This window comes from Ruegeria sp. HKCCD7559 (assembly GCF_013110575.1).
In the GTDB taxonomy this organism is placed as follows: Bacteria; Pseudomonadota; Alphaproteobacteria; order Rhodobacterales; family Rhodobacteraceae; genus Ruegeria.
The window spans coordinates 1,577,435-1,593,674 of sequence record NZ_WVQU01000001.1 but is presented as its reverse complement, the minus strand read 5'-3'; the positions used below and the strand labels follow the sequence as shown (position 1 = coordinate 1,593,674).

At 57.9% G+C, this 16,240-nt stretch carries 16 protein-coding genes, 1 tRNA gene, 1 pseudogene and 1 riboswitch; of the genes and pseudogenes, 9 read left to right on the top strand and 9 right to left on the bottom strand.

Features of this window, described 5'->3' with window-relative positions:
• The 3 genes from cobW to GS605_RS07930 all read right to left on the bottom strand — a co-directional run bounded on the left by cobW (position 1) and on the right by GS605_RS07930 (position 3,812).
• On the bottom strand, positions 1-1,056 hold the full coding sequence (cobW, locus tag GS605_RS07940) for a cobalamin biosynthesis protein CobW (RefSeq protein ID WP_171231961.1): 1,056 nt from the start codon (positions 1,054-1,056) through the stop codon (positions 1-3).
• Position 1,057: 1 nt separating this feature from the next.
• Positions 1,058-1,429: a DUF1636 domain-containing protein gene (locus GS605_RS07935; protein ID WP_171633608.1), complete on the bottom strand. Its 372-nt coding sequence runs from the start codon at positions 1,427-1,429 to the stop codon at positions 1,058-1,060.
• A 91-nt stretch (positions 1,430-1,520) separates the two neighbouring features.
• A riboswitch (cobalamin riboswitch) is annotated at positions 1,521-1,728 on the bottom strand.
• A gap of 227 nt (positions 1,729-1,955) precedes the next feature.
• Positions 1,956-3,812, bottom strand: coding sequence for an SLC13 family permease (locus tag GS605_RS07930; RefSeq protein ID WP_171723660.1), 1,857 nt, complete (start codon positions 3,810-3,812; stop codon positions 1,956-1,958).
• Positions 3,813-4,001: 189 nt separating this feature from the next.
• Between GS605_RS07930 and GS605_RS07925 the strand changes: the two genes are divergently transcribed.
• Positions 4,002-4,385: a hypothetical protein gene (locus GS605_RS07925; RefSeq protein WP_171723580.1), complete on the top strand. Its 384-nt coding sequence runs from the start codon at positions 4,002-4,004 to the stop codon at positions 4,383-4,385.
• 56 nt (positions 4,386-4,441) lie between these two features.
• Here GS605_RS07925 and GS605_RS07920 read toward each other — a convergent pair.
• Positions 4,442-4,515: transfer RNA gene (locus tag GS605_RS07920), tRNA-Cys, on the bottom strand.
• A gap of 225 nt (positions 4,516-4,740) precedes the next feature.
• Between GS605_RS07920 and GS605_RS07915 the strand changes: the two genes are divergently transcribed.
• From GS605_RS07915 to GS605_RS07905, 3 genes are all read left to right on the top strand, one after another.
• The gene (locus GS605_RS07915; RefSeq protein WP_171723579.1) at positions 4,741-5,394 is read left to right on the top strand and encodes a protein-L-isoaspartate O-methyltransferase; all 654 of its coding nucleotides are present in this window, start codon (positions 4,741-4,743) and stop codon (positions 5,392-5,394) included.
• Between the two features lie 94 nt (positions 5,395-5,488).
• Complete coding sequence (locus GS605_RS07910) at positions 5,489-6,907, top strand: TolC family outer membrane protein (RefSeq protein ID WP_171633600.1); 1,419 nt, start codon at positions 5,489-5,491, stop codon at positions 6,905-6,907.
• Between the two features lie 73 nt (positions 6,908-6,980).
• Positions 6,981-7,754, top strand: a complete 774-nt coding sequence (locus GS605_RS07905; protein WP_171723578.1) for a hypothetical protein — start codon at positions 6,981-6,983, stop codon at positions 7,752-7,754.
• A gap of 3 nt (positions 7,755-7,757) precedes the next feature.
• Here the strand turns inward: GS605_RS07905 and GS605_RS07900 are convergent, their stop codons facing one another.
• On the bottom strand, positions 7,758-9,215 hold the full coding sequence (locus tag GS605_RS07900) for a cobyric acid synthase (RefSeq protein WP_171723577.1): 1,458 nt from the start codon (positions 9,213-9,215) through the stop codon (positions 7,758-7,760).
• Between the two features lie 62 nt (positions 9,216-9,277).
• Between GS605_RS07900 and GS605_RS07895 the strand changes: the two genes are divergently transcribed.
• Positions 9,278-9,847, top strand: coding sequence for a cobalamin biosynthesis protein CobQ (locus GS605_RS07895; RefSeq protein WP_171723576.1), 570 nt, complete (start codon positions 9,278-9,280; stop codon positions 9,845-9,847).
• 87 nt (positions 9,848-9,934) lie between these two features.
• On the opposite strand, the gene GS605_RS07890 is transcribed toward GS605_RS07895, so the two are convergent.
• The gene (locus GS605_RS07890) at positions 9,935-10,255 is read right to left on the bottom strand and encodes a DUF6280 family protein (RefSeq protein ID WP_037310273.1); all 321 of its coding nucleotides are present in this window, start codon (positions 10,253-10,255) and stop codon (positions 9,935-9,937) included.
• Positions 10,256-10,473: 218 nt separating this feature from the next.
• Between GS605_RS07890 and efp the strand changes: the two genes are divergently transcribed.
• On the top strand, positions 10,474-11,037 hold the full coding sequence (gene efp, locus GS605_RS07885; protein WP_170346480.1) for an elongation factor P: 564 nt from the start codon (positions 10,474-10,476) through the stop codon (positions 11,035-11,037).
• A gap of 53 nt (positions 11,038-11,090) precedes the next feature.
• Here the strand turns inward: efp and GS605_RS07880 are convergent, their stop codons facing one another.
• Together GS605_RS07880 and GS605_RS07875 are read right to left on the bottom strand one after the other, a co-directional pair.
• On the bottom strand, positions 11,091-12,032 hold the full coding sequence (locus tag GS605_RS07880) for an ABC transporter transmembrane domain-containing protein (RefSeq protein ID WP_171633590.1): 942 nt from the start codon (positions 12,030-12,032) through the stop codon (positions 11,091-11,093).
• A gap of 113 nt (positions 12,033-12,145) precedes the next feature.
• Entirely contained in the window at positions 12,146-12,883 is a 738-nt protein-coding gene (locus tag GS605_RS07875) for a folate-binding protein YgfZ (protein WP_171723575.1), read from the bottom strand.
• Between the two features lie 73 nt (positions 12,884-12,956).
• Here GS605_RS07875 and GS605_RS07870 point away from each other — a divergent pair, with 73 nt between their 5' ends.
• Positions 12,957-13,631, top strand: a complete 675-nt coding sequence (locus tag GS605_RS07870; protein WP_171723574.1) for a TIGR04283 family arsenosugar biosynthesis glycosyltransferase — start codon at positions 12,957-12,959, stop codon at positions 13,629-13,631.
• A 7-nt stretch (positions 13,632-13,638) separates the two neighbouring features.
• Here GS605_RS07870 and GS605_RS07865 read toward each other — a convergent pair.
• Positions 13,639-14,394 (bottom strand): annotated as a pseudogene (locus GS605_RS07865) (hypothetical protein); the annotation flags it as partial.
• 103 nt (positions 14,395-14,497) lie between these two features.
• On the opposite strand from GS605_RS07865, the gene GS605_RS07860 reads away from it, so the two are divergent.
• Positions 14,498-15,268 carry an alpha/beta hydrolase gene (locus GS605_RS07860; protein ID WP_171723573.1) on the top strand — a complete coding sequence of 257 codons (771 nt, stop codon included), beginning with the start codon at positions 14,498-14,500 and terminating at the stop codon, positions 15,266-15,268.
• Between the two features lie 98 nt (positions 15,269-15,366).
• On the top strand, positions 15,367-16,206 hold the full coding sequence (locus GS605_RS07855; protein WP_171633580.1) for a DMT family transporter: 840 nt from the start codon (positions 15,367-15,369) through the stop codon (positions 16,204-16,206).
• Positions 16,207-16,240 lie beyond the last annotated feature (34 nt).

The following is a 16,240-nucleotide window of genomic DNA, read 5'->3' as shown; positions in this document are numbered from 1 at the left end:
TTACTCGGCGGCCTCACGCACACCCACGAGGATTTCGCGGATTTCCGCCTCTTTGATATCGTCATGCTCGGCGATGACGACCAGACGCGAACGGCGTTCTTCACCGGGTTCCCACGGGCGGTCATACTGGTGACGCACGCGGGCACCCACTGCCTGGACCAGCAGGCGCATGGGTTTGCCCTGAACGGCGGCATACCCTTTGACGCGCAGGATGTTCAGTTCATTGGCCAGGCGTTCGATATTGGCGACCAGTTGGGCCGGATCGGTCTGCTCGGGCAGCTCGACGATGATGCTTTCGAAATCGTCATGCTCGTGATCGTGATGGCCGTCGTGATGCGAGGGTCGGGCGTCCATGTCATCTTCGGCGGCGGCTTCCAGACCCAGCACAACGCGCACGTCCACGGCACCTTCGGCCACTTCGACGACGGGTAGGGGGCGCGGCGCCTCGGCGGCGATGATCTCGCGCGCTTTGGCCACGCCTTCGGGGCCGGCGAGGTCGGGCTTGGTCAGCAGGATGATGTCAGCGCACGAGATCTGATCCTCGAACACCTCGGACAGGGGCGTTTCGTGGTCGATCGAGTCATCGGCCATGCGCTGCGCATCCACTGCTTCGACATTGGGCGCGAAGCGGCCTGCGGCCACGGCCTCGGCATCGGCCAGGGCGATCACGCCGTCGACGGTGATCTTCGAGCGGATGTCAGGCCAGTCGAATGCCTTGAGCAGCGGTTTCGGCAGGGCCAGACCGCTGGTTTCGATCAGGATGTGATCCGGGCGTGGCTCCAACGCCATCAGGGCCTCGATGGTGGGAATGAAATCATCTGCCACGGTGCAGCAGATGCAGCCATTGGCCAGTTCCATGATGTTTTCCGCCGGGCAATCAGGAATGGCGCAGGATTTCAGGATGTCCCCATCGACGCCTACATCGCCGAACTCGTTGACCACGACAGCAAGGCGCTTGCCCTGTGGGTTCTGCATCAGGTGACGCACCAAAGTGGTCTTGCCCGAGCCCAGAAAGCCGGTGATTACTGTGACGGGGAGTTTTTCGAGGTTCGACATGTCAGGCTCCAATGGGGGGAATGCGCGAGGCACAGTTCTTGCGAAAATGTTCGGGGCGTTCGCGCCATTTCACCAAACCATCTTCGGTGGCCAGATACTTGGTCGCGCCGTCGACGATGACGTCGACATGATCTGTTTCGTTCAGGTTTTCATACACGAAGGTCCAGCGGCCCGGCCCGCGCAACACGATCGAACAGCCTTGATCACAGTTTGACAGGCATTCAACGGCTTTCAGGGTGACACCGTCGGGCAGGTCCGCCTGTTCCAGAGCCTTGTGTAACAAAGCGCCCGGGCGTTGCGTGTCATCTTCCACAGGCAGGCCGCGACGGCAGGTGGTACAGACCAGCAACTCGACTGGTGCGGTATCGGTCATGTCTCTCATCCCCCCAAATCCTCTTCGCGGGGGACGGGGTTTCATGCGGGCCACGAATGGTCATGGACCCGACACCGGAACACCCCGCCCGGTTTCAACTTCGGTTGTTGGCAGGTCTCCCGGCTTGCGGATGCCAGAGGCGGGCCTCTGTCGGATGTCCCGCCTTCCCGGCTTTCGGGCCAGTGGCATTGGGCATCCTCTCCGTTCACGGTCGCGGGGGCGGCTGCGTTTGGCGGCAAGACCGTTGACGCATTCCCTTTTCATCGGCTGTCACCGACACCAACGAAAGGGACATGCGGCACCGCTGGCCTGCTTGTCAAGCGAGTCGCGCGCAACAATGATGCAGAGGCATGGAAAGCGACCTGTGGGCGTCGATGGGCGGCATGGCGTGCCGGGACCCAGCCTGAGATGGGCCGGGCGACGAACAGTATGTTAGCAAGGGGCGTAGACTATGGTGAACGGGTGCCTTGACTGAACCTGTCCCGATGATGGGAAAAGACCACCGAACACCGCGGATCCTCTTGCGCTAATAGATGACGTTTATCATGAGCAGCGAGACGACTAGAAACAGCGCTGTCATTATTCCGCCGGAGCGGACGAAATCCATCACCTTGTATCCGGCCGGACCCATGATCAACGCGTTTACCTGATGGGTTGGGATGATGAAGCTGTTCGAGGTCGATATGGCGACCGTCAGGGCAAAGACGGCCGGGTTTCCACCCGCCGCCACCGCAATCGATACCGCCAGAGGCACCAGCAGAACTGTGGCCCCCACATTGGACATGACCAAGGAAAAGGCCGTCGCCAGAATGGCGATGCCGGTTTGCAGCGACCAGAGCGGCCAGCCGTCCAGAATTATCATGATCTGCTGGGCGATCCACGCGGCCGTGCCTGTGTTCTGCACGGCTTGTCCCAAAGGTATGAGGCAGGCGAGCAGGAATACGGTGTTCCATCCGACCGCGCGGTACGCCTCGTCCACGCTGAGCACACGGGACAGCATCATGCCCACCGCGCCGGTAAGAAGACAGAGTGAAAGCCGGACGTCCGTGAACAGGATCAACGACAGCGAAATGGCGAAGAATGCCAGGGCCCAGCCGACTTTCTGCGGCCTCAGCTCGTCCTGAGGAAAGTCTGTCGTCACAACGACGAAATCCGGATCTCGTTTGATCCGCATCAGGTTGTCCCATCTGGTATGGGCCACAAGCATGTCGCCCGCCTGAAACTTTTCGAGCCCGATCTGAGTGGATTCGTGATCCTCGGTCTCGACATGGCTCAGCGTCTCTTCGCCGCGGTGAATGGCCAGCAGCGACATCCCGTAGGTCTTGCGAAACAAAAGCTCGCGGGGGCATTTGCCGATCAGCTTGCTGTCAGGCGTGATGACCACCTCGGCCACGCCTGCATTGGTTGGGGCGAACTCTTCGACGAAAATGTCCAAGTCCGGAAGAACGTTCAGCCCGTATTTCTCGGCGAACTTCTCGACCTCCCAACGGCGGCCGACGATGGCCAGCCGACACGGCGCTGCAATTTCCGCTGTCAAAACCTGAACCATCGAGGTTTTGCCGCGATAGAAGGTTGAAATGATGTACAGGTGGTTTTCGTGGTTGATGTCGGCCAGAATCTCGCCGACCAGGGGGCTGTCCTCGGGCACCACGACTTCGAACACATCAGCTTTGAGGCCATAGACCCTTTGCAGGTATTCCTGTGTCCCTTGTCCGGTACCCGTATTGTCAGGTCCTTCAGCCTCGGGCAAAACCCAGCGTCCCAACAGCAGAAAGTAACCAATTCCCGTCAGGATCAGAACCGCACCGATCGGCGTGACCGAGAACAGGCCGAAGGGCTCCATTTTTTGAGAGGCCGGCAGACTGTCATTTGCCGTCAGGATCAGATCGTTCAGCAGGATAAGAGGAGACGACCCGACCATCGTCATTGTGCCGCCCAAAATGGCGCAGAATCCCATTGGCATGAGCAGGCGCGACAGCGGTATGCCTGACCGTGTGGAAATTCGGCTGACAACCGGCAGAAACAGAGCAGCGGCGCCGACATTCTGCATGAACGAGGATATGACGCCAACGGTGCCGGAAATGATTGGTACAACCCTGCCTTCGGATTTGCCGCCGTATTTGAGTATGACGGCAGCCACCTTGTTCATGATCCCCGTCTTGTCCAGACCGGCCCCGACGATCATGACCGCAATGATCGAGATGACGGCATTGGATGCGAAGCCGTCGAACAGAAGGGTGACATCCGCCAGATTTTCCAGCCCGGGCGCGTAGCTGAGCAAGCCTATGAGAACCAGAACCAATATTGCGGAAAGGTCGATCCTTATGATCTCGGAAACGAACAGAAAAACGGTGAAAGCCAGAAGGGTGCAAACGACCCCCATCTCGAAGGTAAAGGCAATATGTTCCACAATACGTCCAGAACTTTTTCTTTGTTAGATTCCTAGTTCATCCTTCCCGACTTGTCATGAAGTTTCGTTTTTCGGCGATGTTGAGACATAATGTTGCTCAATGGTTGCTGTGGGAGCAATGCTTTCGGGAACCCCGTTTGACGAACACGTCAGAAAGAAGGATTGACCAAATTGCATGAAGAAACCAGCACGTTTCGTACCGGCGCGATGCCGTTCCAACAAGGTCGAAGCAGCACAGGTAATGGCAAGTCAATTCCAGCCACGAACAACAGACAATCCGACAGCTTTGTTTGCAGTACCATTCTGCCGCCGCCTGAACCGGGCAAAGGGCCGGCTTGGCCGTCCCTGATCGCAAACTGCCCACAAGAATGGTTTACACCTAAACGGGCCGGACAAATAATTCAGGTCACCAATTCTGATCATTTCGAGGTGAAGATGCCAAGGAAGTACGGCGGGGTGTTGCCTAAACGCAAGCTGGCGGCATATGCCCAGAATGCTCGCAGTCGGATGGAACAGAAGAAGATCGCAACACGAAAAATCCAATAGTTGGTTGGATATTGAACCTCGAGGAGGGAAAAAGTATCGCAAGTCGTTGGAGGTAGTGGAGGCGAGTACCGGAATCGAACCGGTGTACACGGATTTGCAATCCGCTGCGTCACCACTCCGCCAACTCGCCTTTTCAAGTAAAATCAAATACTTGCCGTGGTGTGCGTGGGGTTTTAGCAGCTTTCCCAAGGGGCGTCCAGAGGATTGCGCGCATTTTTGACGACCAGATTGAAATTTGCCGAAGCCCGCAACCGCAAACGCACAGGTGCAAGGGGGTTGCGTCAACAGGGCCGTTGCTGGGCGTTTCAGGATGTGGCAAAAGCCGGGTAACTTTGGGAATGACTCGAGAGATCCTATGACAGATTTCGCTGCCCGGCGCCGCACTATGGTTGATACGCAAATCCGGCCTTCGGATGTTACAAAGTTCCCGATCATTGAGGCGATGTTGAACGTCCCGCGCGAAAACTTCGTGCCTGACGCACAGCGTGAGGCCGCCTATGCCGACAGTGTGATCGATCTGGGCAACGGGCGCTGTATGCTCGAACCGAGAACGCTTGCTAAAATGCTGGATGCGCTCAACATTTCGAACGACGAGATGATTCTCGATATCGGTCCGGCGACGGGGTATTCCACTGCGGTTGCCGCGCGTATGGCGCAGTTGGTTGTTGGTGTGGAAAGCGACGACTCGCTGGCGTCCGAGGCGCAAAGCCTATTGGCTGAGGCCGATGTGGACAATGCCATTATCCACGTCGGTCCTTTGGAGCAGGGTGCGGCTGAGCACGGCCCTTACGATGCGATCATGGTGCAGGGCGGTGTTGAACGGATTCCCGACGCCCTGTTGGATCAGCTCAAGGAACATGGCCGGATTGCATGCCTGTTTGTTGAAGGCAATCTTGGAACTGTGCGGATCGGTCGAAAGACCGGAGGCCGGGTCAGCTGGAGGGATGCCTTCAACGCCAGTGCACCGATACTAGAGAGCTTTTCGGCGGAGTGTGCATTTTCGCTATAGTTCGCCGATAGATTCTGCTGGCGCCTTGATTAGTTGAAAAGAAGACCGCAAACTGCCTTCAGGGCAGTGTAATTTCGTTTGAGAGGATTTCGGTATGCGTGGTTCAGCGACAGGCAAGCTGGTCAGGGCATTCGCAGTGACCGCGGGACTTGCCATCAGCGTTATGCCAGGGCGTCCGGCGTGGGCTGACAACATAACAGACGCCTTCATCGGCGCGTATAATACAAGCGGCTTGCTGGAGCAGAACCGGGCGCTGCTGCGCGCGGCAGATGAAGACGTGGCAATCGCGCTTTCCGCATTGCGGCCAATCATCAACTGGACTGTACAGGTCAGCCAAGATTATACCCGGTCTCGGACCAACAATGTGGTCACAACGACCGAGCCGTCCCGGTTTTTCACCGGGCTGAGGCTTTCCCAGCTTCTGTATGATGGTGGCGCCTCGGTTCTGGGCAAACAATCGGCGCAGGAAACGGTTCTGTCGACCAGACAAACCCTGATCGACATTGAGCAACAGGTGCTTATCCGCGCTGCAAATGCTTACCTGGGCGTGCTGCTTCAGGAAGAGACAGTCGCAATTCGCCAGAACAACGTGGATGTTTCGGCGGAAGAGCTTCGCGCATCGAATGATCGCTTCGAGGTTGGCGAAGTGACGCGCACGGACGTGGCGCTTTCCGAAGCGCAGTTGGCAAGTTCTCAAGCTGATCTGGCTGTCGCTCGTGGTGAACTGAGCATCGCGCAGGCTGAGTATGTCAATGCGGTCGGCAAGGCGCCAGGGAGGACGGCCGGTCAACCCAGCCTGCCCAATCTTCCACGGAGCGAGGCAGAAGCGATCAGCCTCGCGCAACGCAACCACCCGGCGATTCTGTCGGCGCAGCATCAGGTCCGCGCTTTTGATCTGATTGTACAGCAGCAACGGGCCAACCTTGGGCCGAATGTCAGTTTGAATGCTGATGCGGGTGTGCGTGAAAGCTATGACAACAACGACTATGTGAATGACGCGACCGTGTCACTGGACTTTACACAGCCGATCTACGCCGGTGGCCGGTTGGCCGCGAACGTGCGGCGCGCTATGGCAAACCGGGATGCGTCTCGTGCGAATCTTCTGAACGTACAAAAGAATATCACACAGGGCGTTACGGACCGGTATGCAGCGTTCCAGGCAGCCAGTGCCAGCCTCAGGGCGTCGACGGAACGGGTTCGCGCATCACAGGTTGCATTTGATGGCATCAGGGAAGAAGCGACCTTGGGTGCCCGGACCACTTTGGACGTTCTGAATGCTCAGCAGGATTTGCTGGACGCGCAGCTGGCCGAAGTGGCGTCGCGAACGGAACGATCCCGCGCAGCGTATCAGCTGTTGCAGGCGCAGGGCCTTTTGACGGCGGAACGTCTTGGCCTGGCGGTTCAGATCTATGACCCGACTTTGTACTATAATCTGGTCAAGAAAGCCCCCGCGCGTGTCAGCAAACAGAGCAAGGATCTGGATCGAGTCCTCAAAGCGTTGCGTCGGGACTAACCGGCAATACTATTTGTTGTAGGGCTCGGATTGTTTGGCTACACTCGATCCAACGATAGAGCGGTAGAGAACAATGTCTGATAATGTCGTGAAAGCAGGGATCGAAGACGTTCTGTCTTCGGTCAAACGTCTGGTCAGTGAAGACAGTCGCGGTAAATCCTCCTCGGATCAACAGGGTGCTACGCGAAAGCCGGGGCGTTTGGTGCTGACGGACGCGCTGCGCATCAGCAAACCCGCTCAGCCCGAGATCATGCCCGCCAAGCCGTCTGCTGATGTTGCCGACTCGGCCAAGCCGATGCTGCTGCGTGCCTGCGACATCGTCAGGGCAGGTGATCCTGCCAACACTGCGGATGACGCGACCGAGGGACATTCCGCGGCAACCGGCTCAACCGATGATCCCGCGATCAGTCTGAGTGCCAAGATCGAAGCGCTGGAAGCGGCGATTGCGCAAACCGAGGATCAATGGGAGCCGGATGGCGACAGCGCAGACGCCTATTCCGGCACACCGACGCATTCCCTGCCGTGGAACGTCGAAGAGGAGTTTGCGGCCGCAAGGACCGTCGTTCTGACTGATCAGGAAGATACGGACGATCCGCAGCCCGAGTCCGCTTCGGTACAAAACGCAGAGTTCATCCGGGCGGGACGACCGGCTGAATCCGATCGTGCCACTGAAGTCGTTGAAAACGTTTCGGCAACGGATTTGGATGAAGAAACATTGCGTGAGCTGATCGCGGAAGTTGTCCGCCAGGAGTTGCAAGGCGCGATGGGCGAGCGGATCACGCGAAACGTGCGCAAAATGGTGCGGCGGGAAATCGCGCGCGCGCTCGCCGCGAAAGATCTGGGATAAGATTCAACCGCGCTGTGGTGGCTGGGCCAGGCTCAGCATCCGGTCAAGATTCATGTGGCGCTCCAGATGATCGGCCAGATCATCCAGCGCCTGCTCTACACCGTCTTCGTAGGCAATGTCCGACGTCACGCCCAGCGTTGACAAATAACGGGCACGAAATGCGTCTGACGAGAAAATTCCATGCAGATAGCTGCCCTTGACCCGACCGTTGCTGCTGGCGGCGCCTTCTGGTCTGCCTTCGACCTCAAGCCATGCGCGGGCGCGGTCCGGGCCGTCGGTATGGCCCATGTGGATTTCGTATCCGCTGACCGGTTCTCGGTCTGGCAGGGCATGGGCGGAACGCAAGATGACCTGTTTCTGCCCGCCCATTGTGGTATCGACGTTCAGCAACCCCAATCCATCAACTTTGCCCGGCCGGCCGTCCACGCCATCAGGATCGGAAATGGTCTTGCCCAGCATCTGATAGCCGCCGCACAACCCAAGGACATGTCCACCGCGGCGAACATGTGCATACAGGTCGATATCCCAGCCCTGTGCACGAAAATAGCTCAGATCTCCGATCGTGGACTTGCTGCCGGGAAGCAGAACCAGATCCGCATCGCCGGGCAGGGGACGTCCGCCTGGAATGACCTCGACGCTCACGCCGGGCTCTGCAGACAACGGATCGAGATCGTCGAAATTGGCCATACGCTCCAGTTGGGGCACAACGACCTTGCACACGCCGCCGGTATGGGAACGGATGTCCATCATGTCTTCGGCCGGCAGTTTCCAGGCGTCGTGAAACCAGGGCACGACCCCAAGGCAGGGCCAGCCTGTTCGGGCCGAGATGTCATCACGGCCTTCGTCAAACAGGGACACGTCGCCCTTGAAGCGGTTGATGGCAAAACCCCTGATCTGCGCCACGTCGTCTTCGTCCAGAACGGCCTGAGTACCGACGATCTGCGCAATCACTCCGCCACGATGAATGTCCCCGACCAGTACAACAGGGATGTCCGCTGCACGGGCAAATCCCATATTGGCGATGTCACCTTTGCGCAGGTTGGTCTCAGCCGGGCTGCCAGCGCCCTCGATCAGAACCAGATCAGCGTCGGCGCAAAGCCTGTCAAAGCTTTCCAGCGCTGCGCCCAGTAGCTTGGATTTGTCCTTGCGATAGTCACCGGCCTTCATCGTGCCAGCGCGCTGCCCCTGAACGATAATCTGCGCGCCGGTATCCGTCTCGGGTTTGAGCAGAATAGGGTTCATGTCCGTGTGTGTTGCCCGCTTTGCCGCACGGGCCTGAAGGGCTTGTGCGCGGCCAATTTCGCCACCGTTTTCGGTGACGGCTGCATTGTTCGACATGTTTTGTGGTTTGAACGGCGCGACCCGAAGGCCCCGGCGCGTGTAGGCGCGCGCCAGCCCCGCCACCAGAACCGATTTTCCGACATTGCTGCCGGTCCCTTGAATCATGATGGCGCGAACCATGCCTTGTCTCCTATAAGTCTGGGCGCAGATGATCTGATTTGAGCCGAAAGGGAAAGCCCCGGATGAATACGCCTGCGCATCTTTTGATCGGGGCTGCCGCGTTTGCCCGGCCGCCGCAAGGATGTATCCTCTGGGCTGCGCTGCTGGGAGCGTTAATGCCGGATCTGTCCCTGTATGTCATGGCGGGCGTGTCCCTGTTTGTTCTGAGCATCCCTGAGCAGGTGGTCTTCGGGCAGCTTTACTTTTCCCCGGCGTGGCAGACCGTATTCGCCATAGACAATTCCTTTATCCTCTGGGGGCTGGCATTCCTGCTGGCAGTCTGGAGAGGTTGGCACGTTCTGGCTGTCGGTGCAGCGGCGGGTCTGTTGCATCTAGCGACAGATTTCCTGCTTCATGCGGGCGACGGACGGCCACAGTTCTGGCCCATCAGCGACTGGGTGTTCAGCAGCCCTGTCAGCTATTGGGACAGCGACCATCATGCTTTGTGGGTGGCTCCGGTGTCAGCCTTTGTCTGTCTGGCAGCATATGTTCTGCTTTGGCAGCGTGGATTGCCGGTCTGGGGCAAAGCCCTGTTCGCGACCATGCTGGCAGCTGAATTCTGGGTGGTGCGGCAATGGCTGTTGTTCTTTTGAGCCATTGGCTTCTTACCTGACGATCAGGCATAGAAAAACGCGCTCTGATAGGCAGAGCGCGTTTGTTCAAATTAAATCTACTTTGGTTCAGGCAGCTTCAGCCTGCTGTGCGGCGTTGCGACGCTCGCTTTCCTCGCGTGACAATGCGACTGAGGTGCGCACGCCACGGCCAACGAACTCCATCAGCCCGCTGACAACCCGTTCGTTCGGGTCAATGCCTGCGCAGGACAGAACTTCGCGCCCATCGCGCGAACGCGCCCAGCGGGCGATTTGTTCGGGGCCATTGCCGTATTTCTTGTCATCGGCGATAGCATCATCAAGCGCAGCCAGGACAACGGCCGCGAAAAGTTTGCGCGCACGATTGCCTTGCTCATTGTTAAAGGCAGTGCCGTCAACGAAATCTCTCATCTCGTCTTCCTTGTTGTTCTTGCTCTTGCATTTTCGGCGTGAGGGTCCTTATGACCGATTAGGTGCGATTCGGATACAGCTAAAATGCATAGTTGCGTTGCGTCACTTGCATGGCTTGCTGCACCTGCAGCACTAGGTGTCGTTGTCTTGTCAGGTGTGTTCCCGCCAGATATAGGGACCGCAACTGATGCATCAACCGTTTGTGAAGGATTTATGTAATGCCCAAGATAAATGGGAACGAAATTCGCCCCGGCAATGTGCTTGAGCATAACGGTGGCCTGTGGGCAGCGGTCAAAGTTGACCATGTAAAGCCGGGCAAAGGTGGGGCTTTTGCACAGGTGGAACTGCGCAACCTGCGCAATGGCTCGAAATTGAACGAACGCTTCCGCTCGGCGGACAAGGTCGAACGCGTGCGTCTGGAGCAGAAGGATCAGCAATTCCTGTACGAATCCGACGGGATGCTGGTGTTCATGGATTCAGAAACCTACGAACAGATTGAATTACCAGCAGAATTGCTGGGTGACCGTCGTCCGTTTCTGCAAGATGGCATGACCATTGTTGTCGAATTCTACGAAAGCGAGGCGCTGAACGCGACGCTGCCGCAGAAAGTGACCTGCAAGATCGTCGAGACCGAACCGGTCGTAAAGGGCCAGACGGCGGCAAACTCGTTCAAGCCCGCGCTGCTGGACAATGGCGTGAAAGTCATGGTTCCCCCCTTCATCGGCCAGGACGAAATGATCGTCGTGAACACGGAAACGATGGAATATTCCGAACGCGCGTGACGTTTCGTCACTTTTTATAAGAGACCGGGCAGGCATTCGCCGCGCGGTCTTTTTTATGCGTTAGGGCGATAACGATACCGTGTTGGGTCTGGGCCAAACAATTCCAGCATCAGTTCATATTTGATGCGATTGGCACTGACCTGACGATAGAATGCGATCAAAAAGGCAGTGGGTCCTTGAATGCGGCTGAGCCCACTGGTGGCGGCCACCACGGTGCCCACATCCGTTTTGCCCTGCAAGACCAGATATCCCCCCAGCATCAGGATACCGACGGTGCCGGCCCCGTTGATCACGCTCAGCAGGAACTTTGCCGACAGTTTCCATAGGAACATCCGCCGCCGCGTGTCGTAAATGTCATCGAACATGGTGTTGATATCCCGCTCGACGGCTTCGATATCCTCGGTCGTCAGCCGGTCGGTGGCACCGCGCAGAATTCGAACCCGTTCCGCCACGAAAGTGTTCACTTTGCGCTGCGAGACCAGAACGATGATGATTTGCGGCACGATCATTGACAACGCAATCAGCCCCAGACCTGGTTGCGTGGACGAGATATAGCCGATCACACTGATCAGCGTTCCAATCTGAACGACCGGATCCGAAAAGGCTCCACCGGCAAACTTGCCCAACTCTTCGGCTTCGGCCGAAATGGCGGTGGTCATGGTGCCTTTGCGCAGGCCTTCGTCTGAATCCTTCAGGTCGGTCGAACGCCAAAGCAGGCGTTGACGGATCAGCCGGATCATGTCTTCGCCCAAGGTTCCGGCGCGATAGCTTAGTACCCATTTCAGGGCGAGGCTCAGCAGGATGACGGCCATCATGCCGATGCCCAGCTGGATCAGTTTTTCAGTCCCGACATCGTCGGATGTCAGGTGGTTGACGATGTCGCGCTGAAACTCAAGCGGCACGGCGGCAAGGCCCGCAATTGCGACGGACAGCATGATGAGGATGATCTGCCGCCCCGCACTGGCGCGCCAGATCGCGGAATAAAGTCGAAACATGCGGGTATCCGGTTCGTCCTGTTGTCCTGCACTTTGGCAGTGCAGGACAACGGGTTCAAACTTTTCGATACAAGCTGATGCGCGGGTCGTGCCGATTTCGCAACAAGGTGGGCTCAGTCCTCCAGCCGCACCGTGGCGTCTGCGGCCTGCATCTCAGGGCCTGCGCGATCAAATCGCAGATACGCGATCCCATTTCCGCCGGCCTGTGTGTACAATGTTCCGACAGGTTTGCCATTTGCACTGATCTCGGTCCTCACCGGGGCCGAGCCCTGGACAACGACGCGTCGCAGACCTTTGCGCAATTCGGTTTTGTGCTTCATGCGCGCGGTCACTTCCTGCCCGACATAACATCCTTTTTTGAAATCCACGCCATTCAGCGCTTCGAACCCGGATTCCAGGATGTAACTGTCCGGGGTCAGTTCAATGCCTGACTCGGGAATGCAGTGCCGGACGCGCAGTGCATCCCAGTCGGTTCCGTCATCGCCCTCGGGTTCGGGGGAGTAGTTGCGCCAGCCCATCTCCGGGTGGCGGGGATCGGGCAGGGCGGTTTCCGGCGCAGCCTTGGTGCCGCGTTGCAGGTTCAGATCGGTTCCCTCGATCGTCACATCCGCACGCAGCTTGTACATCGTCAGACGTTTGACCAGATCATCCGCAAGGTGTTCGGCCACATCCAGAAGAACTCCGTCGTCATCTCGTTTCAGGAAGAAATCCGCCAGGTACTTTCCCTGCGGAGTAAGCAGAGCGGCATAGACCAGCCCGTTGTCCAACCCCTTAATGTCGTTGGTAATCAGATCCTGCAAAAAGCTTTCGGTATCCGAGCCGGACAGGCACAGAATGCGGCGGGTGGGCATGGCTTGGTCCTCGTCATTTCCTCAGGCCTCGTGATATAGGAAGTTCCGATGCCAAGACCAGAGGTTATCAGACGTGCCCGCGCCTATTACCGTCGTGATCCCGACCCTCAACGCTGCCGACGCTTTGCCCGAATGTCTCGGGGCTTTGATGGAAGGGGTGCATGCCGGGTTGATCCGGGAATTGATCATCAGCGATGCCTGCTCAACCGATCACACGCCGGATATTGCGGAAGAGGCCGGTGCGATGGTCGTGACCGGCCCGCCATCCCGAGGCGGCCAGTTGCGCCGAGGGTGCGCGCAGGCCAAAGGGGATTGGCTGCTGATTCTTCATGCCGATACAGTGCTGCAAAAGGGGTGGAGCGAGACCGTCAGCGCCCACTTGCCATCAGCCAAACCTGCCGCGTTTCAGCTGGCGTTCCGCGCGCGCGGGATCGCGCCGGCCTGGGTGGCTGGCTGGGCCAATCTGCGCAGCAGGATGCTGGGATTGCCCTACGGAGATCAGGGGTTGCTGGTTCCGCGTCACACCTATCAAGCGGCAGGCGGGTTTCCCGACCAGCCGTTGATGGAAGATGTGGCTTTGGTGCGCGCGTTGCCAAAGGTAACTGTTCTGAACACACGCGCCTTTACGAGTGCGGAGCGGTATGAGCGGGCGGGGTGGATTCGGCGCGGAGCTCGGAACCTGTGGACTCTTCTGCGTTACTTTCTTGGGGCTGACCCGCAAGCTTTGGCGCAGACGTATCGTCGCTGAGCGTGGTGCGCAGTTCGACCACGGATTTCCCCAGCCGAAACGGTGCCGCAAAACTGACAAGGCATAGGGCCACGATTTGCAGGACAAGAATATGAGCATTGTCCTGTAGGTATTCCCATTCTTCTTTCAGCTTCCCGACCTGCGCGATCAGGTCATCGTAGCTCTGCGCAAGTATCAGATAGTCGCCCGCAATCGCGGGAACCTTGCGACGCATATTGTCAATGGCGGTCTGTGTGCTTTCGTCCAGTGAAGTGAAGACAAGGAACTGGTCGATGTCAAAGGCATCGGCCTTGGCGGCCATGTCACGTATTTCGTCCATTTCGTCCCTGGACTGACCCCCAACCAGGAAGTGAAGCCCCTGTAGGGGGGCCACTTCGTTCGTGACCGCGATGAACAGGGGTAGTTCCGAGTTGCTGGCGGTCGAAGCAGAAAGGAATTCAACCTTTTCGCATAAAACGGCGGTATCCGGATCATAGGCCGGATCACAGAACCGTAGGCGGAACCGGGCCGCGTCCCTGTCAAATGCCAGCGTCGCGGCATAGGCTACGTCGATCTGTCGGTCCAGTCGCGAGCTGTCCGAGGTGTAAAGCCCGGCCAAAACAGCCACCAATGCCCCGATGCCACCCAGCACAACCCATACCAGATCAGCCAGTTTCCACGCCCGGTGCCCGGCCGGTTTGCGAAACAGAAAAGCAGTGCCGATAGAGCCGATGATAAAGAACAGGATCAGCAGGGGCAATTGATTGTCGGTCACAAAACTCATGGGTCCAATCTTAGGACCTGTGCTTCGACCTGCAACAGGGATCACGGGCAGTTGTAACGTCTTACCATATCCCCATACTGGAAACAGCGCAGGGGGGACTTCGATGACCAAAGAAATCGTTCTTATCCACGGAGCATTTGCCGGACCTTGGTGTATGCAGGATTACGCGGACTTCTTTCGGGACCGAGGTTGGACGGTTCACGTTCCTGCCTTGCGGTACCACGACGGTGATCCGAAAGCGGACCCCGACCCGGGTCTGACCGATACTAGTGTCATGGACTACACCAACGACATCGCCGATTTTGTAAAAGGACTGGATCGCAAACCTGTCATTTTGGGGCATGCCATTGCTGGGGTGGTGGCACAGCAAGTGGCGTCTTGTGGTTTGGCCAGTGCCATCGTTTTGATCAATCCCAATGCGCCTTGGGGCACCTTGCCCGAAACCGATGATGAACGCGCTGTACCGCGCACCTTGATGGAAGGCGGCCCATTCTGGAAGCAGCCGATGCGGGTCGGGTTCGATTTGATGGCCCCGTTTGCTCTGAACAAGATGGATGAGGCGCAACAACACGCTGTATTCGACCGATTGGGCGCAGAAAGCGGGCGCGTGATGTTTGAAATGTTCTTTTGGATGTTTGATGACCATCACGCAATCAAGGTTGATTTCGACAAGGTTGACTGCCCGGTTCTGGTGGTCACGGGTGCCGAAGACAGGGCTGTTAACCCCGATACCTGCCGCGCACTGGCAGCGCGCTATGGGGATCGCGGAACCTTTTTGCTGGTCGAAGACCATGCGCATTTCCTGTTCATGGAGCCGGGTTGGGAAGGGCCGGCCTCGATGATCGAGACTTGGATGACAACCCAGGTGACCTGAAACGGGCTTGACAACAATCCACCCTTTGCAGACATCGCGCCAAGTGAATAGGGCAGTTGACCCTTTTGGCGCGAAACCTCTGCGGGAAAGGTCCGGACATGACCCTGTTCGTTGTCCTTATTATTCTTTCGGCTGCTTTGCTGCACGCGGTGTGGAATGCAATCGTGAAGACAGCGGCTGATCGAACCACGATGCTGGGTTTGGTCGCTCTGGGTCAAGTGCTGCCTGCGGCGGTCATGGTGATGCTGCTGCCGCTGCCAAACCCAGAGAGCTTTATTTACATCCTGCTCTCGACCGTTGTGCATTTCGGTTATTATTTCATGCTGGGTAAAGCCTATCAGCACGGTGATCTGAGTGTGGTCTACCCCATCGCCCGTGGGATTGTCCCGGCGCTGGTTTCGCTTTGGGCAATGGTCCTGGTCGGAGAAGTGCTGCCTTTTCAGGCCTGGACAGGTATCGCCCTGATTGCCGTGGGCATCCAGCTGAGCAGTTGGAAAGCTCTGCGCTCGGGCGTTGGGCGCAGTGCACTGATGTTTGCGCTGGGCACCGGGTTCTGCATTTCGATCTATTCGGTCGTAGACGGGATCGGTGTTCGGCTGTCGGGCAACACGCTCAGCTATTGGGCATGGGGGGCGTTTCTGCACCTGTTCATTGCCGGGTTTGTCGGAGTTCGGAAACGTGCGACCTTAAAAGACCTGCCGGCCAAAGTATGGATGATCGGCATTCTTGGCGGGCTGGTATCGATGACAGCTTATGGTCTGGTGCTGTACGCCAAGAATTTCGCACCGTTGGGCGCGGTTTCGGCGCTGCGGGAAACTTCGGTCATCTTTGCCGCACTGATCGGGTTCGTATTCCTCAAGGAAGGGAACTGGGCGCGACGGTTGGGTGCCGCGGTGCTCATGGCCGTGGGTGTCGCCCTGATCGGAATGACGGTCTGATCCGGCGGAAAAGCCTCGGGCGACAGTGATACCT